Genomic DNA, 20812 nt, shown 5'->3' with positions numbered 1-20812 from the left:
ACTTCATAGTATACCGTCTTTGCCTTTCGATGCTCAACCGTTCCGCCCGCCTCGGTAGTAATAAACGCCGGTGCACACGGTCTCCGCCGGACCGGTCATGCGCACGCGCCCGTCGTGCCCCCATACGATCGTTAAATCGCCGCCGGCCAAATGGACGACCGTTTCCTCCCCGCGCGCCGTTTTGCCGTTTAACACGGAAGCGACGACCGCCGCGCACGCTCCGGTCCCGCACGCCTGCGTCACGCCGGAGCCGCGCTCCCAGACGCGGAAATGAAGCTCGCGCTCGTTCACCACTTCGACAAACTCGACGTTCACCCCTTCCGGAAAGCGCGGGTCCTTTTCCACGAGCGGGCCAAGCGTCGTCACCGGCGCTTTTTGGATGTCATCAACGTAAAAGATCACATGCGGGTTGCCCATGGACACCGCCGTAATTTCATATTCGCCCCCAGCGATGGCAAACGGCTCGGCGACGACCCGCTCCGCTTCCGGACCAAGCATCGGAATGGCGCTCCGCTCAAGGCGCGGCTCGCCCATATCGACCGTCACGCTTGTCACTTCGCCATCTGCTACTGCAACACGGGCTTCGACAAGCCCGGAGAGCGTTTCAATCAAAAAGGTGCGGTCGCGGTCGCTGACGATGCCGTGCTCGTACGCGTATTTCGCCACGCAGCGCAAGCCGTTGCCGCAGTTTTTCCCTTCCGAGCCATCGCTGTTAAAAATGCGCATTTTGACTGGCGCTTTCTCCGATGGACAAATGAGAATCAAGCCATCGGAGCCGATGCCTGTGTGGACATCGGCGACGCTGCGGGCGATCGCCGGCAGCTCCTCCTCGGGCAATGTTTCCCGGAACAGATCAACGTATATGTAGCTATTACCCAATCCATGCATTTTCGTAAACGAAAAAGAACGCACATGACTCCCTCCTGAACATTTTTTGCGCTTCGCATGTATAATGGCGGCATCTCCTGGACACAATGGGAATATCCCCCGTTTTTTCATTATACATTGAAGAGGATGCCGCATCGCGGACATCCTCCTTTTTTCGTTAAAACATTGGGTTTTCCTCGAGATGCCGATAAATATTTTCCACGAGCTGCTCAGGCGTTTCGCCGCTGACAAACTCGCCGTTGACGAGCGCAAACAGCGTTTCCGCGCAGCGTGTGCAATAGCTTAAGCAACTGTATTCAATGATGTCCAAGTTCGGATCCTTTTCCAACATTTCCATTGCTTTGTACGACCCGCTGGCTAAGTTGCTGATGCAAAATTCGATGATTGGCAACATCATGCGCATGTTCACCTTCCTGCTTCCCATCGTAGCGGTTTTCCGGCGCGGCGTCAATGAACATGCTCGTTCGATCGAGGAAGCGGAAAAATGATTGTTCTTTTGTCACAATTTCGTTATACTTTTCTATGGCATTGTCGGCTTTAGAAACTCGACAAAAGGGGATTTTTCACGATGAGACAACTTGTATTGCTTGGCGGAGGATACGGCAATATGCGCATTTTGCAGCGCCTCCTCCCGGACGAATTGCCAAACGACATTCATATTATCCTCATCGACCGCGTTCCGTACCATTGTTTAAAAACGGAATATTACGCCTTGGCCGCGGGAACGGTCAGCGACCATCACATCCGCGTCCCGTTTCCGGAACATCCGCAGCTTGTGTACCAATTCGGCGAAGTCGTCTCGATTGATCTCGACCAGCAGCTCGTCCATTTAAAGGATGGGAGCAGCGTCCGCTACGATGATGTCGTGATCGGATTGGGCTGCGAAGACAAATACCACGGGGTGCCGGGCGCCGAGGCGCATACGTACAGCATCCAGTCGATCGATAAGGCGCGCGCCGCCTATGAAGCGCTGAACAATTTGCCGCCGAAAGCGACGGTCGGCATCGTCGGCGCGGGATTGAGCGGCGTCGAGCTGGCCAGCGAACTGGCGGAGAGCCGTCCGGACTTGCACATCAAGCTGTTTGACCGCGGTGAGCGCATTTTGCCGATGTTTCCGAAACGGTTGAGCGATTATGTGGAAGGATGGTTCGTTGAACACAAGGTGGAAATCGTCCGCAACTCCAACGTCACGAAAGTCGAACCTGGCGTCTTGTACAACCACGACGAGCCGGTCAAGTGCGACGTCATCGTCTGGACGGCCGGCATTCAGCCCAACCGCGTCGTCCGCGAACTGAATGTCGAAAAGGACAAGCAAGGCCGCGTGGTGCTGACGAAGCGCCATCACATCCCCGGCTATGAAAACGCCTACGTCGTCGGCGACTGTGCGAGCCTGCCGCATTCCCCGAGCGCCCAGCTCGCTGAAGCGCAAGCCGAGCAAATCGTCCAAGTGCTGCAAAAGCGGTGGAACGGCGAAGAACCACCGAGCGAATTCCCGCCGATCAAATTAAAAGGCATTCTCGGCTCGCTCGGCAAAAAGCACGGCTTCGGCTTGCTCGCCGACCGCCCGCTCACCGGCCGGGTACCGCGTTTGTTGAAATCAGGCATTTTGTGGATGTACAAGCATCACCATGGGTACTGACAGCACAACTGGCCCTTATTCGGCGAAAAAGGCGGAGTTCATTCCGCCTTTTTCCCTTCCGGCGTCGACGGTTGATACCCGAATTTTTCCATTTCTGCACAAATCGCTTTGAGCCGCGGGTTGCCTTCGGCGACGACGTTTCCTTCGATCACCACGACCGGATACACCCAATCTTCTTCGACGATCGTCTGCGCGAGCTCCCGCTTCTCCTCGTCATCGGCCGGCGGCGCAAAAATGTCGACGTACGTCATCACAAACGGCTGATCCGGATACTTGCGGCGCAGCGCGGCCTCGAGCCACTCGTACGTTTCTTTCGACGACGGCAGCTGCACGCATGCCGGGCAAATGACGTCGGCCCCGTACACACAAATTTCAACCGGCTTGAATGTCATCGTTGTCACCCTTTGCAAAATTTGCAAAAGCAAAATTTATCATTAGATTTTTTTTGTCACTATGATTATAATAAAAACTAAGGAAAGGAGTCGATGGAAATGACGGATCAAGAAATCAAAGAACAAGTGCAAGAAGTTTTAGATAAACTGCGTCCGTTCCTGCTTCGCGACGGCGGCGACTGCGAACTCGTCGATGTCGAAGACGGCGTCGTGAAACTTCGCCTCCTCGGCGCGTGCGGCAGCTGCCCGAGCTCGACGATTACGCTCAAAGCCGGAATTGAGCGCGCCTTGTTTGAAGAAGTGCCGGGCGTCGTCGAAGTGGAACAAGTGTTTTAATATGAAAAATCCGAACAGCGGCCGCTGTTCGGATTTTTTTATCGCCAGCGGGGCGGCGAGCCGACGGGAAGGCTGGTGATGGGCAGCCACAACCCGCCTGATCGGGCGCTTCTCCGTTTTCGTTTCCTTCCAATTGTGCAAGGAAAACCGTCATATCTTTCGCCCGCTCCCAAGCGCGGCGGCGAAACGGCCAGGCCGCTGAACGGACTTCTGTTCGCGCCGGCGCCCAAGAAGGTTCAAGCTTCAAGCGCCAGCTTGTAGACGCGGCTGCCGCGCGGCTCGACGGAAAGACGCGCGATTTCGCACGTCGGAAAATGCGGGCGCAGCCGGCGCGCGAGCCGCTCTCCTTGGCCCGGTTCGGCAAAGACGAGCACCGTCGGCCCCGCTCCGCTCAGTGCCGCACCGATCGCTCCGTATTCAAGAGCGAGCGCCTCCGCCCGCTCGAGTTCCGGAACGAGCTGTCTCCGATACGGCTGATGGAACAGATCGGCGGCCATCATCCGGCCGGCAAGCTCCCAGTTTTTCGTGAGCAACGCGGCGACGAGAACGTTGCTGACGGCGCTTGCCTCGACGGCGCGCGCCCGCGGCCATTGTTCCGGCAGCTGCCCGCGCGCTTTTTTCGTTTCTAGTTCATACTCCGGAATAATAGCGACAAGCTCCACATCCAATTGTGGAATACGGACGACATCCACGCCCGCCTCGCGGCAGCAGCCGATGACAAGCCCCCCGTACAACGAGGCGCCGACATTGTCCGGATGTCCTTCGTATCGGGTCGCCAATTCCATCTTTTGTTCGCGCGGCAACTGAAGCCCAAGCAGCGCGTCGGCGAGCTCAATGCCGGCGACGACCGCCGCCGCGCTGCTCCCGAGCCCGCGCGTAAACGGAATGTCGCTGTACACATCGACTGCACAGCTCGGCAGCCGGCGGCCGTAAACGTGCGCCGTCTCCGCCGCCACTTGATACACCAAATTGTCCGTCCCGCGCGGAATGCCGCTCACTTCCGCCGTTTTCGGCGCAAACGACCACGCATCCGCCAAGCGGACGTCAAGCGTCAAATAGCGATTGACCGCTAGCCCGATCGAGTCAAACCCGGGCCCTAGGTTCGCCGTGCTGCCCGGCACGACGATTTTCAACATCTCGTCTTCTTTCATGTGCGGACAACCCCTTGCAAATGCTCCAAGACAGCTCGTTCATCGTTCGGCAGCACGACCGGCTCAATCGCCGCCGTCTCCAAGGCGATGGCCGGGTCTTTCAAGCCGTTGCCGGTCAAAACCGCTACGACGAGGCTGCCGCGTTCGATTTCGTTCCGTTCGCGCTGCTTGATCACCCCGGCGATGGCCGCGCATGATGCCGGCTCGGCAAAAATGCCTTCCGTCCGGGCGAGCCGCTTGTAGGCGGCCAAAATTTCTGCGTCGCTCACCTCATCGATTTTTCCGCGCGATTCGTTGGCGGCCTCGACCGCTTTTTCCCAGCTCGCCGGATTGCCGATGCGGATCGCCGTCGCCACCGTTTCCGGCTGTTCAATCACCCGGTTGCGGACGATCGCTGCCGCTCCTTCCGCTTCAAAGCCGCGCATTTGCGGCAGGCCCGTTCCTTTCGCTTCATGGTACTCCTTAAACCCTTTCCAATAGGCGGTGATGTTGCCAGCGTTGCCGACTGGAATGGCGAGCACGTCCGGGGCGCGCCCAAGCTGGTCGCACACTTCAAACGCCGCCGTTTTTTGCCCTTCGATCCGGTACGGATTGACCGAGTTGACGAGCGTAATCGGCGCCGTTTCGCTCAACCGGCGCACCATCTTCAGCGCCTCGTCAAAGTTGCCGTCAATCGCAAAAATTTCCGCGCCGTACATGGCGGCTTGCGCCAACTTGCCGAGGGCGATCTTGCCGTTCGGAACGACGACGAGGCAGCGCATGCCGGCGCGCGCCGCGTAGGCGGCCGCTGAAGCCGATGTATTGCCGGTTGAGGCGCAGATGATCGTATGGCTTCCTTCCTCTTTCGCCTTGGCCACCGCCATCACCATGCCGCGGTCTTTAAACGAACCGGTCGGGTTCGCCCCTTCGACCTTGACATAGAGCGCAATGCCGAGCTCCTCCGACAAGCGCGGCAGCGGGATGAGCGGCGTATTCCCTTCGCAAAGCGACAGCCTCGGCGTCGCCGCAGAGAGCGGCAAAAAATCGCCGTAGGCGTCAAGCAGCCCTTTCCATGCCATTACCGTTTCTCTCCTTCCACTCGATACGAGCTTTGCACCCGTTCGACGATTTCCAAATCGCCGAGCTGCTGCAAAATGTCTTCGTAGTCTTGCTGTGAGGCGTCATGCGTAACGATGACGATTTCCGCTAGGCCATCCTCTTTCAGCGGCAATTGCAAAATTTTCTCAAAGCTCACCCCGCGCTCGGAAAACAGCGTCGTAATTTTGGCAAACGCGCCGACCTGGTCTTTGACATGAATGCGCAAAAAGTATTTCGAGAAAATTTCCGCCGGCGTCTTCAACTGCTTTTCATATTGCGGCGCGACGGCATAGCGGCCGTTGACGCCAAGGCGCATATTTTTCATCACCGCGACCAAGTCGGAGACAACCGCCGTCGCCGTCGGCAAGCTCCCGGCCCCCGGCCCGTAAAACATCGTCTCTCCGACCGCTTCGCCGTATACGTACACCGCATTGTATTCGTTGTGCACGGACGCCAACGGATGCGAATCCGGCAAAAACGTCGGCTGGACGCTCACCTCGACCTTCTGCCCGTCGCGCTGGGCGATGCCGATCAATTTCATCGTGTAGCCGAGCCGCTTCCCGTAGTTCAAGTCTTCCTCCGTCACTTGAGTGATGCCTTTCACTTGCACATCGTCCAAGTCGATGTCCATGGAAAAGCCAAGGCGGGCCAAAATCGCCATTTTCCGCGCCGCATCCAGCCCTTCGACGTCTGACGTCGGATCGGCTTCCGCAAACCCGAGCGCCTGCGCTTCAGCGAGCACGTCCTCATAGGAAGCGCCGTTTTGCGACATTTTCGTCAAAATGTAGTTCGTCGTCCCGTTCACAATGCCCATGAGCTTCGTAATCCGGTCCGACGCCAAGCCGTCAACCAAGCTGCGCAAAATCGGAATGCCGCCGGCGACGCTCGCTTCATAAAACAAATCGCAGCGGTATTCCACCGCCACCCGAAGCAGCTCCGACCCGTAGACGGCCATTAAGTCTTTATTGGCGGTCACGACATGCTTCCCTTGGCGCAGCGCCCGCAATAGCAGCTCTTTTGTCTCCTCAATGCCGCCCATCACTTCGATGATGACATCAATGTCTGGATCGTCAATCACCTCAGCCGCACTCGTCGTAAGGAGCGACGGGTCAACGGCGACATCACGCGGTTTCTGTACATCCCGGACAAGGATTTTTTTCACCTTCACCGGGCACCCGACTTGATGCATCAACTTTTCCTGATGGTTTTCAATAATTTTGACCACGCCGCTCCCGACCGTTCCTAATCCTAACAATCCGACCAAAATTGGTTTTTCCATGATTCCCGCCCCTTCTGTTTACGTACAGTAGACATTTGTATTTTTATAGTAGACATTATAAAAGACGATCGGCCATTTGGCAATGAAAATTTTTATGAGATCCGGTTCACAGGCGTCAGCGGCGGCCGTCCTTCGAGCACGGCGATGATATTGTCGCGCGCCAATGTCATCATGGCGCGCCGCGTTTCGTACGTGGCGCTGCCGATATGCGGCAAGGCGACGACGTTCGGAAGCGAAACGAGCGGATGATCGGCCGCGACCGGCTCGTGTTCAAATACATCCAATCCCGCCGCGGCGATCTCCCCGCCGACCAGCGCCTCATACAACGCCTGTTCATCGACGACCGCTCCGCGCGCCGCGTTAATGAAAATCGCGGACTTCTTCATTTGCCGGAACGCCTCGCGGTTGAACAAATGGCGCGTCTCGGAGGTGAGCGGCGTCAAGCAGACGACAAAATCGCTCTCTGAAAGCAAGTCGGCGAACGGACGATAGACGGCGCCAAGCTTCTCTTCCGCCTCCGGACGGCGGGAGCGGTTGTAATACAGAATGTTCATGTCAAACCCCTTCGCCCGTTTCGCCACTGCCTGGCCGATGTTCCCCATGCCGACGATGCCGATCGTTTTATGATGGACATCGGCGCCCGCAAGCAAAAACGGACTCCAGCTTTTCCATTTTCCTTCTTTCAAAAACATAGCCGCTTCGACAAGGCGGCGGGCGGTGGCCAATAAAAGCGCAAACGTCAAATCGGCCGTCGTATCGGTCAATACATCAGGTGTATTGCAAACGAGAATGCCTCGATGGGCCGCCGCCGCTACATCAATGTTATCGTAGCCGACGCCCATATTGGCGACGACTCTGAGCGCCGAACCGGCGGACAAGACGTCTTCATCGATCGGATCAGACACCATCGGCAAGATGGCCGTCGCCCTTTTCGCCTTTTCCACGAGCACATCGTGTGGCACGGCCATATCTTCATGGGGCCACATCTCTACTTCAGCGATGGCCAAAAGCGGCGCGACCACGTCCTCGGGCAATTTTCGCGTAATGAATACATACGGCTTCGTCATGGTGCAGCCTCCCGCATCGTTTTTTCTAAATCTTATCACAACTTTGGCCGAAAAAAAACGGGAAGTTGTCCTTAGGGTTTAACGGCAGGGAAGCGGTCGTTTTTTCGTTTAGGCCAAAAAAAAAGCGGGAAGCTGTCTTCCCTGCGTTACGCCGGCGGCAGCCACTCGACCGCCGGCAGGCGGATGCGGTTCGAGATGCCGGCGATCTTGGCAAACGCGGCCAAAAATCGTTCATATTCATGCGATCGATCGAGCAAGCGCCGCAACTCCCCCTCCCGCCTTGTCCGTTCGTTCTCATCCACAGCGATATAATATGCCTCGACACATTCAAAATAGGAAAGCGGAAACAACAACCTGGCGTAAACGAGTCTCCAAGCAAACGGCGACAGCGGCGCCGCATGTTCATACTCTTGAAAAAACTGCCGCACCGCCCGCTGACAGCCAAGTCCGCTCTTTTCGTACAAATGGCGCACCCATTCCGCCAAATCGCGGGCGCAATGGTCATACACCCAGTCGGTCGGCAGCTTCGCTTCGATCCCCCCAACCCACTTCGCCTCGGGGAGACGCTCATGGCAAAATGCCGCGTAATCGATGCGCCCTGGTTCTTCGTCAATCTCCGTGTCCGCCACGTATTGCACCGCGTTTTCCGCCAAGCCTAAATAATACGGGAACGATTCGATAAACAGACGATCAAACAGCGACGACGGCCCGGAAGCGAGCTTGCTCGACCAAAACGCCTCCATTTGATCGATCCGCTTCGCCCACAGCTCCCGCCATTGGCCGATGCGCCGGCAGGCGACGATCGGCCATGGACATGTTCTCCCGCATTCATGCATCACCGCCAATTCCCTTCCGAGCGAACGAAAGCGAGCCGCCGGAAGTGGAGCGCGAACGAGCGCCAACGGCTGTCCATTATAGGAAGCGATATACGTTCCAGACGTCGTTTTGACCAGTTCTCCGACGCCGTCCACTCCTTTTGCCCGCAAATAGCGGCTCATTCGCTGGCGCTCTTCCATTTCCGCTTCGCTTTGCCCATCGGCGGGAACGAGCAAAAAACGCTCCTGCCGATGCCAAAAGGCCGCATGCCGTCCGCTTCGCTCCAACCTCTCGACGCGCATGCCATACTGTTCACGCACCCATTCTTCCATCGCCGCGCCTCCTTTTTGCCGAAACCAGTCAATTCCGCTCGTTCCACACCTTCATCTCATCGCCGCCCCATCAATGAGCCGATTCCGCCTCCGCTCCAGCATGAAACGGCCCCATTCACGCGCCTATGTTGATCAGCCAACGCATGGCCGCGGAAAAAGAGGGCTACTTTTTATATATGACAGCGGGCGCCAAAAAAGCCGATGAGCATTTTTCTTTATATGACGGACTTATTTATGACATGATACATATATATAGAAAACGACTTTCTAAAAGAAACAGGTGAAGTTCATGAGCGAATTCATTATGAACAATCTGGAACAAACGGCTCGGCGCTGGCTTGAGGAACGGGGGGTGACCGTGGAAAAAATTGCGGAGCTCGTTTATTACTTGCAATCAAAATATCATCCCGATTTAACGATGGAGGAGTGCATCGAAAACGTCAACCGCGTCATTTCGAAACGCGAAGTGCAAAATGCGATTCTAACCGGCATCCAATTGGATAAACTCGCCGAAAACGGTCGGCTCGATGAACCGCTGCAGTCGATCATCCGCCGCGATGAAGGGCTGTATGGCGTCGACGAAATTTTGGCGCTGTCAATCATCAATGTGTACGGATCGATCGGGTTTACGAACTACGGATATATCGATAAGCAAAAACCGGGCATTTTGCAATATTTAAATGATAAATCGACCGGCAAATGCAACACGTTTTTGGACGACATTGTCGGCGCCATCGCCGCAGCGGCGTCAAGCCGCCTGGCGCATCGGGCCGCCAATGCGGAGTAACGCCGGCTCCGCCCATGCGCGCCCTCCATCCGCGCCGAGCAACATGAAACGCCGCCTTGCCTTTTTTGGCAAAGCGGCGTTGTTTACAAGCGGTCAAGCCATTCCAAAAGTGAATCAGCCGTATACGTCGGCATCCGTTCGTAGCGGGCGAGCATTTCTTTTGTCGTAACGCCCGTATGGACTAAAAGCGTATCAATGCCAGCGTTCATGCCGGCTAAAATGTCGGTTTCATAATAGTCGCCGATCATCAGCACGTCCTCCTTCGGGACGCCAAGCACTTTGAGCGCCTGCTCCATAATGATTTTTTCCGGCTTGCCGATAAATGTCGGCTTCACCTGCGTCGATACAGCGACGACCGACGTCAGCGCCCCGTTGCCCGGAAGCAGCCCCCGCTCCGTCGGCAAGGCGATGTCGCCGTTGGTTGAGATGAACATCGCTCCATTTCGGACAGCGAGACAAGCGACAGCGAACTTTTCGTATGTAATTTGCCGGTCAATCCCGATGACGACGACATCCGCATCTTCGCCGGCCAAACGGAATCCTTTGTCCGCCAAGGCGGTTTGGAGCCCTTCTTCACCGATCACATACACGGAAGCATCCGGTTTTTTTTCAAAAATGTAATTCGCCGTCGCCTGGCTTGTCGTAAACACATGCTTCTCCTCGGCCGGCACGCCGAACGAACGCAATTTTTCCGCCACTTGCGCCGGTGTGCGCGACGAATTGTTCGTGACAAACAAATACGGAATGCCACGGCGGTGCAGCTCGTTGACAAACGTACGCGCCTCAGTGATGCATTCGGTGCCGCGGTACATCGTCCCGTCCAAATCGATGAGGTAGCCGTTGTATCGTTTCAATGCATTTGCTCTCCTTTCCCGCCATCAATTGCGAAACGCCGACACCGGGCCGAGCTCGTTTTCAAGGTAAGCGCGCACCGCCTTCGGATACGCCTCCAGCGCCGGCAAATGTTCGTTCAGATCGGCGAGCAATTTCGCGTGATCGACGCGCGCATATTCGTGCACAAGCATTTTCCGATGGGCAATGAACGCTTTCAATCGGTCAGCATCCGCCGGCGAGATCACCTGTTCGTCAGCCAAAATATCGATGATGTCGTTATAGCTGCCCGGGTCGCGCATAATAAACCCGTCGATCATGGCGTTGCCGACGTCCAACACCGCCTCGATGACGATATGAGCGATCCGTTCGAGCGCCAATTGCCGAAGCGGCTCGTCCCATCGCTCCTCGGCCTTGTAACGGTCCAGCATTTGTTCCATGTAGCTGAGCGTTTCTTCCAGTTTTTTGCGATCGACAAAATACATCCGTCATCCCTCCTCGTTCCTTTGTGCGATTTGCTGTCTCCCGTTTTCGCCGCCTGTCTGCTATGATGGACATAGACGAAAAAACAGGAGGGGCTCAAATGATGGGTGAACGGTTTTATTTATACGACGACACCGTCGAAGCGGCCGTCCGCTTCGTCAGCTTTGTCGGCGAGCGGCAGCGGTTTGATTTGGCGCTCATCGAAACGGATCGTTTTTACGGGAAGTGGCTCGTGCTCGACTTGCAAAGCAACCGCTTTGCCATTCTCGGGCGCGACGATTTGGAGGAGCCAGGCTATATCGAGCACGCTTACCAGCTTCATGAACAAGATGCCAACGATTTGCGCGCCTTTTTGGAGGAGTATCTCTCATAACCTTCCTCGGTTTCGGGCATCTTATGAAACAGCCCACGAACGAAGGAAGGTGAGACGAATGGCGGAACGGGAAACATACGCCGATTTTTCCGTCGTCGAGAAACAGCGCAATTTCTTGACCGCTGAAGAGTTCCCAGAAGGGCCGTACGGCTCGCCGCGCCGCGACGACGCGCCGGTCGAAAACAAAAGCACGCCTTGGAAGGAAGGCCAGCGGCATTACAGCGCCTTCAACTACGAGTTTAAATCGTTCCACCAAAACATTCCAAGGCGCGACCCAGCCGCCCACCCGCCGCACGACGATCCGCATCAGAGCGAACAGTTTCCGTACAATGAAACGGAAGAGCAGCCTTGACATTCAGCAGGACAGCGAAAGAAACGGAGCAGCCGCCCAGCCTATGGCGGCTGCCGCGTTTGCCGTCTCGCCATGCGGCAGCGATGAGGAATGTCGCGCCGTCTTTTGTCTGTCCGCGAGTCGTCTTCCCGCCTTGCGAGCCCTTCGCCGCACAGCGGTTTCTTGCTCCCGCCTCTTCTCCCGCGCCGCGGTCCACTGGCGCGGTTATCGTTTCACCTTGCGCAGCACAAAATACGCGCAGCCGAAGTTGCAATATTCATACAAATATTCGGACAACGTGCTGATTTTCGTATCGTACGTCGCTTTTTGGTTATGGTCGTCAAAAAACCCGCGCAACCGGAGCTGGTTGTATCCCCAATCCCCGACAATGTAGTCGTACTTCGCCAAAATGTCCGCATATCGGGCGCGAAAGGCTTCTTCATTAAAGGCGTTTTTCACATTTTCCACCAGTTCGTAACAATGATTGTTAATGCAAATCACTGTTCTCACCTCGCCTTTCCACTTCCATCATAAACGATGCATCGCCCCCAATCAATTACTGTCATCAAACCATCATCCGTGTGCCACCCTAAAAGCGAAGGGGGTGCTGACGATGAGACGACCATGGTTGGCCGTTGCGTTCGGAGCGGCCGTCGCCCTAGCCGGCTGCGCGCAGACGGCTCAGGACGAAAACACCGATATTTACAAGCGGAGCGGCAACACGATCAATGTCACCGACCGCAACGAGCTGTACAATGAAAACGGGGTGCCCAACGGCGATGACACGCCGATGAACAACTTCGGCTACGTCCGCCATCAAAAAAGCCCGACCCTCGGCGATGCAAACGGCTATAACGACATGCCGTCCTTCAACCGCGAGAAAGCGGCTGATTTAATCAGCAAATTGTGCACCCAGCTGCCGGGCGTCAAAGACGTCGCCACGCTCGTCACGGATGAGGAAGTGCTCGTCGTGTATGACGCGGACACGAACAACCGGCAGCAAACGGCCGATCAAGTGAAAAAAACAGCGCTTTCCGCCGTTCCCCGCTACTACCATGTGTATGTCGCCGACAATCCGCAGCTGATGAAGGACATTGAGCGCTTCGGGCGCCTTGATTCGAACACGCGCAACATCGACCAAATTCTCGATGCGACGATTCAGCGGATGTTGAAATATCCGCAAGGGAAAAAACTGAGCGACGGGGAAAATGAAAACGGCGAAATGATCAACGAAACAAACGATGAATTAGACCGCGATTTCCGCGACGGCACGCCGCGGGCGACGAAAGCGGGGCGCTAGGGAAAAGAAACGGTCTGCCTTCTTTATGAAAGGCATGACCGTTTCTTCGCGTTCATCCGGCCGGGATGATGCTTTCAGCCGCTGAAACAACGCTTGCTTGCTTTCGCGCCGTTCGTTGGATGTTACGCTTTCAACTGCCGCGCTTTCGCCGCCTCGCTCACCTGCTCATCGGCATGGTACGACGAGCGGACGAGCGGGCCGGCTTCACAATGGCTGAACCCTTTGCTCAACGCGATTTCTTTCAGCTCTTGAAACTCGTCCGGATGGTAATATTTCACGACCTTCAAATGCTTTTTCGTCGGCTGCAAATACTGGCCGATCGTCAAAATGTCGACATGGTTGGCGCGCAAGTCATCCATCGCTTCAATGATTTCCTCTTTCGTTTCCCCAAGGCCGACCATGATGCTCGATTTCGTCGGAATGTCCGGCTGCAATTCTTTCGCGCGCCGCAAAAACTCAAGCGAACGTTCGTACGTCGCGCGGGCGCGCACCCTTGGAGTCAAGCGGCGCACCGTTTCGATGTTATGGTTTAAAATGTCAGGGCGGGCATCCATCAAAATTTTCAAGTTTTCATACACCCCGCCCATATCCGACGGCAGCACCTCGATCGTCGTAAACGGGTTTTTCCGGCGGATGGCGCGCACCGTTTCGGCGAATACCGCCGCCCCGCCGTCTTTGAGGTCATCGCGGGCGACGGCGGTGACGACGACGTGTTTCAAGTTCATGATGCGCACCGATTCCGCGACGCGTTCCGGCTCCTGCCAATCGAGCTCGGTCGGCAGCCCGGTTTTGACGGCGCAGAAGCGGCAGGCGCGCGTGCAGACGCTGCCTAAAATCATAAACGTCGCCGTCCGCCGTACGGCCCAGCATTCGTGAATGTTTGGGCACTTCGCTTCCTCGCAAACGGTATGTAAACGGTTTTCCCGCATCAGCTTCTTTAAACCGATATAATTCTCGTTCGTGTTCAACTTGATTTTCAACCAGTCCGGCTTGCGGACGTGTTCTTCTTTCGTCGCCATCGTTCTCACTCCACTTGTCGATGATTGTTCATTTCTCATTATAATGAAAAGCGCAGGAAAACACAAAAAAATCGTCCATCAGACGATTTTCCTCCTTTTAACATTTATGAAATTCCCGTTTCTCCCCAAACTAAACATATGAAACGGGCGGAAAGGGGGAATACGCGTGCATCGATGGCTTACCGCCATATCGGCGGCAGCGATGCTGTGGATCGCCGCCGGCGCGGCTTCGGCGGCGGAACAGGAAGAAGCGATGTGTGAAAAGCGAATGGAGCTGTACAAAAAGGCCGAAGCCGTTTCCTTGATCCCGTGGTATTACTTTGCGGCCATTGACCAGTATGAGCGAAACGTCCGGCAAGTGCGCCGCGACCTGCCCAAGCCAGCCGGCGTTCTCGGCATTTATATGAAGCCGGAAATATGGGCCGGGCCGCTGAACAAAAACCCGCATGATACAGACCCGTTCACCATCTCCCAGTTTGGCGGCCTTGGCGTGGACGGAGACGGCGACGGCTATGCGCGGGCGGATGACGATGACGATGTGATCATGGCCATGGCCCGCTATTTGCAGACGTACGGCATCGATCACCGCCATATCAAAATCGCGCTTTGGAACTATTACCAACGCGCCAAAACCGTCGACTTGATTTTAGGAAAGGCGAGAATTTATAAAAAGTATCAGACGTTGAAATTGGACAACCACGTGTTTCCGCTTCCGCTAGGGGCCAATTACAGCTACCGCGATACATGGGGGGATGCGCGCGGCTGGGGCGGGCGGCGCATTCATGAAGGAACCGACATTTTCGCCGGCTACGGCGTTCCGGTGCGCTCGACGTGCTACGGCATCGTCGAGCTGAAAGGGTGGAACAAATACGGCGGCTGGCGCATCGGCATCCGCGACATCAACAACACGTACCACTACTTTGCCCATTTGAACGGCTTCGCCGCCGATCTTCGCGAGGGGCAAATCGTCGAGCCGGGGACGATCATCGGTTCGGTCGGCAGCTCTGGCTACGGTCCGCCCGGCACGGCGGGGAAATTTCCGCCCCATCTTCACTACGGCATGTACAAAGACAACGGCTATACCGAATGGGCGTTTGACCCGTACCCGCACTTAAAAGCATGGGAGCGGGCCGAGCGGCAACAACGGCGCCGCTAGCCGCGCGGGGGCCGGCGCGACGGGGTTCTCTCCGCCAACGCCAGCCGCCCAAATCAGCGGCATGTTTTTTCAAGAGCAGAGACGTCCCGGACGCCGATGTTTCCCGTCCGTCCATCCCAGCCGGCGTTCGCCGGCCGAAACGGCAATGACGGAAAAAGGCTGATCTCCAAGTTGGAATCAGCCTTTTTTCCACGGCGGCACAACCGTCCGAAACGGCTTTCCGCTGACGTTCTTCCGCCTATCGCTTCTCAATGCCCGCCCAAATACGCCTGCTTCACCTGCTCGCTCGCCTGCAGCTCGCTCGCCGTTCCCGACAAGACGACGCGCCCCGATTCAAGGACATAGGCGCGATGGGCGATGGAGAGCGCCATATGGGCGTTTTGTTCGACAAGCAAAATCGTCGTCCCCGACTCGTTGATTTCCTGAATGATGCGGAAAATCGTCTTGACCAAAAGCGGCGCGAGCCCCATTGACGGTTCGTCAAGCAAGAGCAGCTTCGGGCGCGCCATGAGCGCGCGGCCGATGGCGAGCATTTGCTGCTCGCCGCCCGAAAGCGTGCCGGCCAGCTGCTTGCGCCGCTCCTCAAGGCGCGGGAACAGCTGAAAGACTTTGGCAAAGTCTTGTTGAATGCCTTCTTTGTCTTTGCGCAAAAACGCGCCGAGCTCCAAGTTTTCCTCGACCGTCATATTGGCGAAAACGCGCCTCCCTTCCGGCACGTGGGAAATGCCTTGCTTGACGATCGTCTGCGCCGCCTTGCCGGCGATCGAGGCTCCCTCATACACGATGTCGCCGTTTTTCGGCCTAAGCAGCCCGGAAATGGTTTTCAGAAGCGTCGTTTTCCCCGCGCCGTTCGCCCCGATCAGCGTGACGATCTCGCCTTTGTTCACCTCAAGCGATACGCCTTTTAAGGCATGAATGTTGCCGTAAAACACATCGATTCCATCCACTTTCAACATGGTCACGACACCTCCTCGCCAAGGTAAGCCTCGATCACTTTCGGGTTGCTGCGCACTTGTTCCGGCGTGCCTTCGGCGATCAGCTGGCCGTGATCCAACACGTAAATGCGCTCGCATATGCCCATCACAAGCGACATGTCATGCTCAATCAACAAAATCGTCAACGCAAACCGTTCGCGAATGAACGCAATCAACTTCATCAATTCTTTCGTTTCTTGCGGGTTCATGCCGGCGGCCGGCTCGTCAAGCAAAAGCACTTTTGGCTGCGCCGCCAGCGCCCGAGCGATCTCAAGCCGGCGCTGCTGGCCGTACGGCAAGTTTTTCGCCTTCTCGTGCATGACGCCATCAAGCTGAAAAATGTTCAAAAACTCGATCGCCTTTTCTTCCATTTCCTTTTCACCGCGGAAATGGGACGGGAGGCGGAGAATGGAGCTCGCGATCGAATGGCGGGCGTGCGCATGGTAGGCGACTTTCACGTTGTCGAGCACCGACAGCTCGCCGAACAGGCGAATGTTTTGAAACGTCCGGCTGATCCCTTTGCGCGTAATTTTATACGGCGGCAGGCCGTTCAACGTCTCGCCGTCAAGCATAATCCGCCCGTCAGTCGGCACATACACGCCCGTCAATAAGTTAAACAGCGTCGTTTTCCCCGCGCCGTTCGGGCCGATGAGCCCGACAAGCTCCCCTTGATACAGCTCCATCGTCACACCGGAGAGCGCCTTCAGCCCGCCAAACTGGATGCCGACATTTTCTGCCTTAAGCAACGGTGTTTTTGCCGCCATGATTCATTCCTCCCTACGCTGCCTTCCGCCATTTGAAGAGCGAAGATAGTTCTTTCGTCCCCATCAGCCCGGTTGGACGGTACAGCATCACCAAAATCAAGACGATGCTGTAAATGATCATCCGCGTTTCCGGATAGTTTTGCAAGAACGTCGAAACGATCGTCAGCAGCACCGCCGCCACCACCGCGCCGGATAGGCTGCCGAGCCCGCCGAGCACGACGAAAATCAAAATGTCAAACGATTTTAAAAAGCCGAAGTTCGACGGCTGAATGATGTAAAAGTGATGGGCGTACAGCGCCCCGGCGAGGCCGGCGAAAAACGAACCGATCGCAAACGCCGCCACTTTGTAATACGTCGTATTGATCCCCATGGCATCAGCGGCGATTTCATCCTCGCGAATCGAAATGCACGCCCGTCCGTGCGTCGAGTTCGTGAAGTTGGCGATCACCAAAATCGTGACAAACAGGCAGGCGAACACCCACGGCCATGTCGTCATATGCGTCACCGTCATGCCGCTCGCCCCACCGACGTAATCGATGTTCAAGAGCGCGATGCGGACAATTTCGCCAAACCCAAGCGTGGCGATCGCCAAGTAATCGCCTTTTAAACGCAGGCTCGGCACGCCGATGACGAGGCCGGCGAGCATCGCCGCGATCCCAGCGGTCAAGACGCCGACCGCAAACGGCAGCTCTAGCTTCATCGTCATGACGGCTGAAGCGTAAGCGCCGACGGCGAAAAAGCCGGCATGTCCAATCGAAAACTGTCCGGTGATGCCGATGATCAAGTGAAGGCTCGCCGCCAGCATGACGTTGATCGCCATGAAAAAGAGTGTGTTGACGTAAAACACATTGAGCGTCCCGCTTGCAATCAGCCACTCGACAACAGCGAAAAAGGCGAAGGCCAGTATGACGGAAACCCAAAATCCACGAGTCCGCTTCCAAGTTGCCATTGTCCCCTACCATCCTTTACACTTTTTCTCGTACGTTCTTGCCAAACAATCCGGCCGGCCGGAAAATGAGAATGAGAATTAAAATGACAAACGCCACTCCGTCGCGCCAAAGCGAGTAGCCGAGCCCGCTGACGAGCGATTCGATGACGCCAAGCAAAAGCCCCCCGACCATCGCTCCCGGAATGATACCGATTCCGCCCAACACGGCGGCGACAAACGCTTTTAATCCGGGAAGAATGCCCATCAATGGCTCGATTTTTGTATAATAAATGCCGAAAATAACGCCTGCCGCCCCCGCGAGCGCCGAACCGATGGCGAACGTGGCCGAAATCGTGTTGTCGACGTTGATTCCCATCAACCGGGCCGCTTCCGCATCATGGGAAACAGCGCGCATCGCTTTCCCGATTTTTGTCCGGTGAACGATGAACTGAAGAAGGATCATCAAAACGAGGGACGTGCCGAGGATGAACAGCGACTGGCTGCTGATGACAACCCCAAACAGCTCCAAGTTCCGATCCGGCAGCAGCGTGCTCGGATACGCTTCCGGCTGGGCCCCGCGCAAATAAATCGTGACGTACTCAATCAAGAGCGATACGCCGATCGCCGTAATGAGCACTGCGATGCGCGCCGCATTGCGCAGCGGCTTGTAGGCAATCCGCTCGATGATCATCCCAAGCACGGCGCAAGAGGCCATCGCCAGCAAAAGCGCCGGGAAAAAGCCGACACCAAGCATCGTTACGGCATAAAAACCGACGAATGAACCGACCATAAAGACGTCGCCATGGGCGAAGTTAATGAGCCGAACAATGCCGTACACCATCGTATAGCCAAGAGCGATGAGCGCATAAATGCTGCCTAGCGAAATGCCGTTGACCAGCTGTTGAATGAGTTCCATGATCGCACGCTCCTTAACGAAAACTCGTCGTTGACCAAAAGAAATGCCGGACAGGAGGGCGCCCCTTAGGGGCCTCCCCCGTCCATGCATCCATCCAGCCTTTCATTACGGATTCACTTTCGTTCTGAATTGCTGCTGCCCGTCTTTGTATTCCAAAATGACCGCCGATTTGATCGGGTCATGGTTTTCATTGAGCGTCAGCGTGCCGGAGACGAGCTGCAAATCTTTCGTTTGCGCCAGCGCGTCTTTAATTTTCACCGGATCGGCGCTGCCGGCCCGCTTGATGGCGTCGGCCAGGAAGTAGGCTGTATCATAGCCAAGTGCGTTGAACGCATCCGGCACTTTGTTGTATTTCGCTTTAAAGGCTTTCACAAACTCTTGAATTTTCGGATCCGGGTCGCCCGACGAATAATGGTTCGTGATGTACGTGTTGTTCAACGCGTCTTTGCCCGCGATCTCGACCAGCTTCGGCGAATCCCAGCCGTCGCCGCCCATGATCGGCACGTTCAAGCCAAGCTCGCGCGCCTGCTTGACGATGAGGCCGACTTCTTCATAATAGCCCGGCAGGAAAATGAACTCTGGATTCTTTGATTTTATGCGCGTCAGCGTCGCACGGAAATCGGTGTCTTTCGCGACATACGCCTCTTCAGCGACAATTTTGCCGCCGCCTTGCGTGAACGCGTCTTTAAACGAAGCGGCCAGCCCTTTCGAATAGTCGCTCGAGCTGTCGATCAACACCGCCGCGTTTTTCACTTTCAGTTCGTTCAAGGCGAATTTGGCCGCCACCGTCCCTTGGAACGGGTCGATAAAGCTCGTCCGGAAGACGAACTCGTTCACTTTGCCGTCTTTGTTCGTGATCGTCGGGTTCGTGCCTGTCGGCGTAATGAGCGGCACTTTATTGTCGTTGGCGACTTGCACTTGAGCGAGCGTGTTCGTGCTCGTCGCCGAGCCGATGATGGCGACGACTTTATCCTGGCTGATCAACTTGATCGCGCCGTTCGTCGCTTCGGCCGCTTCCGATTTGTTGTCGACTTTCACCAACTCCAGCTTTTTGCCGTTGATTCCTTCTTTGTTGATTTCCTCAAGCGCCAAGTCGAGCCCTTCCGCAATCGACTGGCCGTATGACGCGACCCCGCCGGACAGCTCAAGGTTGGCGCCGATTTTAATCACATCGCCGCCCCCGCCTCCGCCGCTGTTTCCGCCTGAAGAACTGCCTCCTTGCTGGTTGCCGCCGCAGCCGGCCAAAAGACCCGCCGTCAGCATCAATGAGAAAAAGACACCTGCTGCTCTTTTTTTCTTCATTTCTTGTTCCCCCCATTGTTCAAAATGTTCTGTCACCAGAGCGCACACCTTTTTCTGCATACTATATCGATAGAGTCCGTCTGCCTTGTGCGCTCGTGCGCCGCGCCGGATGGCGCCGCAAACTGATGCATGCCTTCCGATGCCGGCCGTTCATTCCCCCTCTCAAACTGCTATGTAAATAATAAAACTATTTTCAATTTAATATAATAATACAAAATTCGAACCAACTCGTCTAGTTGTTTTCTATTTGAAAAACAAAAAAGCTGTTTCCTCTTGACAAACGCCAGAGAAACAGCCAAAGCCCCTTCGCCGGGAAGAACACTTTTTTTGCATAACATTTCCATGTTTCTGTCAAAACCATTCCCAACGGCTGACGCGGGCACCCGTCAACCTAACGGAACTATATATAATAAGTTGAAACTTTGTTTTACATCCAGTAGAACGCCCGCTGCATTCTATCAAAATGACTTGTTATGAAGGAAAACAGAATCGAACAATCGGAAAATCTTTATTGCAACTTAATATAGACTCCCATGACAAAAAGATTTCGTCACCATCGAAGGGATGAAAATGCCGCTATGTCGAACTCTGAAACCTTGCACATTTTGAAGTTCGGGTATTTTCAGGATAGATGCAATTTGAAGCTTTGCCATTTGCAGCTTTTACCCGAG

24 protein-coding genes are annotated in these 20812 nt (G+C 55.7%); 7 read left to right on the top strand and 17 right to left on the bottom strand.

What is annotated here, in order from left to right:
- Nucleotides 1-33: 33 nt before the first annotated feature.
- Nucleotides 34-912 carry a diaminopimelate epimerase gene (gene dapF, locus CD000_RS00330; protein WP_096224635.1) on the bottom strand — a complete coding sequence of 293 codons (879 nt, stop codon included), beginning with the start codon at nucleotides 910-912 and terminating at the stop codon, nucleotides 34-36.
- A 133-nt stretch (nucleotides 913-1045) separates the two neighbouring features.
- Nucleotides 1046-1285 carry a YuzB family protein gene (locus tag CD000_RS00325; RefSeq protein ID WP_011232428.1) on the bottom strand — a complete coding sequence of 80 codons (240 nt, stop codon included), beginning with the start codon at nucleotides 1283-1285 and terminating at the stop codon, nucleotides 1046-1048.
- Nucleotides 1286-1456: 171 nt separating this feature from the next.
- Between CD000_RS00325 and CD000_RS00320 the strand changes: the two genes are divergently transcribed.
- The gene (locus CD000_RS00320; protein ID WP_011232429.1) at nucleotides 1457-2527 is read left to right on the top strand and encodes an NAD(P)/FAD-dependent oxidoreductase; all 1071 of its coding nucleotides are present in this window, start codon (nucleotides 1457-1459) and stop codon (nucleotides 2525-2527) included.
- Nucleotides 2528-2565: 38 nt separating this feature from the next.
- On the opposite strand, the gene CD000_RS00315 is transcribed toward CD000_RS00320, so the two are convergent.
- Entirely contained in the window at nucleotides 2566-2919 is a 354-nt protein-coding gene (locus tag CD000_RS00315; protein ID WP_011232430.1) for a YuzD family protein, read from the bottom strand.
- Between the two features lie 93 nt (nucleotides 2920-3012).
- Here CD000_RS00315 and CD000_RS00310 point away from each other — a divergent pair, with 93 nt between their 5' ends.
- A complete protein-coding gene (locus CD000_RS00310; RefSeq protein WP_011232431.1) occupies nucleotides 3013-3255 on the top strand; it encodes a NifU family protein in 243 nt (80 codons plus the stop codon).
- Between the two features lie 236 nt (nucleotides 3256-3491).
- On the opposite strand, the gene thrB is transcribed toward CD000_RS00310, so the two are convergent.
- The 5 genes from thrB to yutH form a co-directional block, all read right to left on the bottom strand.
- Nucleotides 3492-4406, bottom strand: a complete 915-nt coding sequence (thrB, locus tag CD000_RS00300) for a homoserine kinase (RefSeq protein WP_096224634.1) — start codon at nucleotides 4404-4406, stop codon at nucleotides 3492-3494.
- Nucleotides 4403-5464 carry a threonine synthase gene (thrC, locus tag CD000_RS00295; RefSeq protein WP_096224633.1) on the bottom strand — a complete coding sequence of 354 codons (1062 nt, stop codon included), beginning with the start codon at nucleotides 5462-5464 and terminating at the stop codon, nucleotides 4403-4405. Before thrC ends, thrB begins: the two co-directional genes overlap by 4 nt.
- Complete coding sequence (locus tag CD000_RS00290) at nucleotides 5464-6762, bottom strand: homoserine dehydrogenase (RefSeq protein ID WP_096224632.1); 1299 nt, start codon at nucleotides 6760-6762, stop codon at nucleotides 5464-5466. The genes thrC and CD000_RS00290 overlap by 1 nt, the downstream gene beginning before the upstream one ends.
- A gap of 92 nt (nucleotides 6763-6854) precedes the next feature.
- On the bottom strand, nucleotides 6855-7829 hold the full coding sequence (locus CD000_RS00285; protein WP_011232435.1) for a 2-hydroxyacid dehydrogenase: 975 nt from the start codon (nucleotides 7827-7829) through the stop codon (nucleotides 6855-6857).
- A 146-nt stretch (nucleotides 7830-7975) separates the two neighbouring features.
- Nucleotides 7976-8977 carry a spore coat putative kinase YutH gene (gene yutH, locus CD000_RS00280; protein WP_096224631.1) on the bottom strand — a complete coding sequence of 334 codons (1002 nt, stop codon included), beginning with the start codon at nucleotides 8975-8977 and terminating at the stop codon, nucleotides 7976-7978.
- A 289-nt stretch (nucleotides 8978-9266) separates the two neighbouring features.
- Here yutH and CD000_RS00275 point away from each other — a divergent pair, with 289 nt between their 5' ends.
- A complete protein-coding gene (locus CD000_RS00275; RefSeq protein ID WP_096224630.1) occupies nucleotides 9267-9764 on the top strand; it encodes a phosphatidylglycerophosphatase A family protein in 498 nt (165 codons plus the stop codon).
- A gap of 83 nt (nucleotides 9765-9847) precedes the next feature.
- On the opposite strand, the gene CD000_RS00270 is transcribed toward CD000_RS00275, so the two are convergent.
- Both CD000_RS00270 and hepT read right to left on the bottom strand, forming a co-directional pair.
- A complete protein-coding gene (locus CD000_RS00270) occupies nucleotides 9848-10618 on the bottom strand; it encodes a TIGR01457 family HAD-type hydrolase (protein ID WP_020753752.1) in 771 nt (256 codons plus the stop codon).
- A 24-nt stretch (nucleotides 10619-10642) separates the two neighbouring features.
- Nucleotides 10643-11080 carry a type VII toxin-antitoxin system HepT family RNase toxin gene (gene hepT, locus CD000_RS00265; RefSeq protein ID WP_011232439.1) on the bottom strand — a complete coding sequence of 146 codons (438 nt, stop codon included), beginning with the start codon at nucleotides 11078-11080 and terminating at the stop codon, nucleotides 10643-10645.
- Nucleotides 11081-11178: 98 nt separating this feature from the next.
- Between hepT and CD000_RS00260 the strand changes: the two genes are divergently transcribed.
- Together CD000_RS00260 and CD000_RS00255 are read left to right on the top strand one after the other, a co-directional pair.
- Nucleotides 11179-11451 (top strand): DUF3055 domain-containing protein, encoded by a 273-nt coding sequence (locus CD000_RS00260; protein WP_011232440.1) that lies wholly within the window; start codon nucleotides 11179-11181, stop codon nucleotides 11449-11451.
- 58 nt (nucleotides 11452-11509) lie between these two features.
- Nucleotides 11510-11803, top strand: a complete 294-nt coding sequence (locus CD000_RS00255; RefSeq protein WP_011232441.1) for a hypothetical protein — start codon at nucleotides 11510-11512, stop codon at nucleotides 11801-11803.
- Between the two features lie 204 nt (nucleotides 11804-12007).
- Here the strand turns inward: CD000_RS00255 and CD000_RS00250 are convergent, their stop codons facing one another.
- Nucleotides 12008-12283 (bottom strand): YutD family protein, encoded by a 276-nt coding sequence (locus tag CD000_RS00250; RefSeq protein WP_013144326.1) that lies wholly within the window; start codon nucleotides 12281-12283, stop codon nucleotides 12008-12010.
- A gap of 112 nt (nucleotides 12284-12395) precedes the next feature.
- On the opposite strand from CD000_RS00250, the gene CD000_RS00245 reads away from it, so the two are divergent.
- A complete protein-coding gene (locus CD000_RS00245; RefSeq protein ID WP_096224629.1) occupies nucleotides 12396-13082 on the top strand; it encodes a YhcN/YlaJ family sporulation lipoprotein in 687 nt (228 codons plus the stop codon).
- A gap of 122 nt (nucleotides 13083-13204) precedes the next feature.
- Here the strand turns inward: CD000_RS00245 and lipA are convergent, their stop codons facing one another.
- Nucleotides 13205-14101: a lipoyl synthase gene (gene lipA / locus CD000_RS00240; RefSeq protein WP_013144325.1), complete on the bottom strand. Its 897-nt coding sequence runs from the start codon at nucleotides 14099-14101 to the stop codon at nucleotides 13205-13207.
- A gap of 166 nt (nucleotides 14102-14267) precedes the next feature.
- Here lipA and CD000_RS00235 point away from each other — a divergent pair, with 166 nt between their 5' ends.
- On the top strand, nucleotides 14268-15257 hold the full coding sequence (locus tag CD000_RS00235; RefSeq protein WP_096224628.1) for a M23 family metallopeptidase: 990 nt from the start codon (nucleotides 14268-14270) through the stop codon (nucleotides 15255-15257).
- 248 nt (nucleotides 15258-15505) lie between these two features.
- Here CD000_RS00235 and CD000_RS00230 read toward each other — a convergent pair whose 3' ends face one another.
- The 5 genes from CD000_RS00230 to CD000_RS00210 form a co-directional block, all read right to left on the bottom strand.
- Entirely contained in the window at nucleotides 15506-16213 is a 708-nt protein-coding gene (locus CD000_RS00230) for an ABC transporter ATP-binding protein (protein ID WP_011232446.1), read from the bottom strand.
- A gap of 2 nt (nucleotides 16214-16215) precedes the next feature.
- Nucleotides 16216-16995, bottom strand: a complete 780-nt coding sequence (locus CD000_RS00225) for an ABC transporter ATP-binding protein (protein WP_011232447.1) — start codon at nucleotides 16993-16995, stop codon at nucleotides 16216-16218.
- 13 nt (nucleotides 16996-17008) lie between these two features.
- Nucleotides 17009-17944 carry a branched-chain amino acid ABC transporter permease gene (locus tag CD000_RS00220; protein ID WP_096224627.1) on the bottom strand — a complete coding sequence of 312 codons (936 nt, stop codon included), beginning with the start codon at nucleotides 17942-17944 and terminating at the stop codon, nucleotides 17009-17011.
- Nucleotides 17945-17960: 16 nt separating this feature from the next.
- Nucleotides 17961-18839 (bottom strand): branched-chain amino acid ABC transporter permease, encoded by an 879-nt coding sequence (locus CD000_RS00215; protein WP_096224626.1) that lies wholly within the window; start codon nucleotides 18837-18839, stop codon nucleotides 17961-17963.
- Nucleotides 18840-18944: 105 nt separating this feature from the next.
- Complete coding sequence (locus tag CD000_RS00210; protein WP_096226204.1) at nucleotides 18945-20141, bottom strand: ABC transporter substrate-binding protein; 1197 nt, start codon at nucleotides 20139-20141, stop codon at nucleotides 18945-18947.
- Between the last annotated feature and the right edge of the window lie 671 nt (nucleotides 20142-20812).

Source organism: Geobacillus sp. FJAT-46040, from assembly GCF_002335725.1.
Lineage (GTDB): Bacteria > Bacillota > Bacilli > Bacillales > Anoxybacillaceae > Geobacillus > Geobacillus thermoleovorans.
The sequence above is the reverse complement of the archived record's forward strand: the minus strand, read 5'-3'. Positions and strand labels throughout refer to the sequence as shown.

Coding starts and splice junctions, on each gene's coding strand:
- CD000_RS00225 (WP_011232447.1), bottom strand. CDS start 16,995: ATGGCGGCAAAAACACCGTTGCTTAAGGCAGAAAATGTCGGCATCCAG.
- CD000_RS00315 (WP_011232430.1), bottom strand. CDS start 2,919: ATGACATTCAAGCCGGTTGAAATTTGTGTGTACGGGGCCGACGTCATT.
- CD000_RS00245 (WP_096224629.1), top strand. CDS start 12,396: ATGAGACGACCATGGTTGGCCGTTGCGTTCGGAGCGGCCGTCGCCCTA.
- CD000_RS00260 (WP_011232440.1), top strand. CDS start 11,179: ATGATGGGTGAACGGTTTTATTTATACGACGACACCGTCGAAGCGGCC.
- thrB (WP_096224634.1), bottom strand. CDS start 4,406: ATGAAAGAAGACGAGATGTTGAAAATCGTCGTGCCGGGCAGCACGGCG.
- CD000_RS00320 (WP_011232429.1), top strand. CDS start 1,457: ATGAGACAACTTGTATTGCTTGGCGGAGGATACGGCAATATGCGCATT.
- CD000_RS00285 (WP_011232435.1), bottom strand. CDS start 7,829: ATGACGAAGCCGTATGTATTCATTACGCGAAAATTGCCCGAGGACGTG.
- CD000_RS00310 (WP_011232431.1), top strand. CDS start 3,013: ATGGAAATGACGGATCAAGAAATCAAAGAACAAGTGCAAGAAGTTTTA.
- CD000_RS00325 (WP_011232428.1), bottom strand. CDS start 1,285: ATGATGTTGCCAATCATCGAATTTTGCATCAGCAACTTAGCCAGCGGG.
- CD000_RS00290 (WP_096224632.1), bottom strand. CDS start 6,762: ATGGAAAAACCAATTTTGGTCGGATTGTTAGGATTAGGAACGGTCGGG.
- lipA (WP_013144325.1), bottom strand. CDS start 14,101: ATGGCGACGAAAGAAGAACACGTCCGCAAGCCGGACTGGTTGAAAATC.
- CD000_RS00275 (WP_096224630.1), top strand. CDS start 9,267: ATGAGCGAATTCATTATGAACAATCTGGAACAAACGGCTCGGCGCTGG.
- thrC (WP_096224633.1), bottom strand. CDS start 5,464: ATGGCATGGAAAGGGCTGCTTGACGCCTACGGCGATTTTTTGCCGCTC.
- CD000_RS00210 (WP_096226204.1), bottom strand. CDS start 20,141: ATGAAGAAAAAAAGAGCAGCAGGTGTCTTTTTCTCATTGATGCTGACG.
- hepT (WP_011232439.1), bottom strand. CDS start 11,080: ATGTATTTTGTCGATCGCAAAAAACTGGAAGAAACGCTCAGCTACATG.
- yutH (WP_096224631.1), bottom strand. CDS start 8,977: ATGGAAGAATGGGTGCGTGAACAGTATGGCATGCGCGTCGAGAGGTTG.
- CD000_RS00230 (WP_011232446.1), bottom strand. CDS start 16,213: ATGTTGAAAGTGGATGGAATCGATGTGTTTTACGGCAACATTCATGCC.
- CD000_RS00255 (WP_011232441.1), top strand. CDS start 11,510: ATGGCGGAACGGGAAACATACGCCGATTTTTCCGTCGTCGAGAAACAG.
- CD000_RS00215 (WP_096224626.1), bottom strand. CDS start 18,839: ATGGAACTCATTCAACAGCTGGTCAACGGCATTTCGCTAGGCAGCATT.
- CD000_RS00220 (WP_096224627.1), bottom strand. CDS start 17,944: ATGGCAACTTGGAAGCGGACTCGTGGATTTTGGGTTTCCGTCATACTG.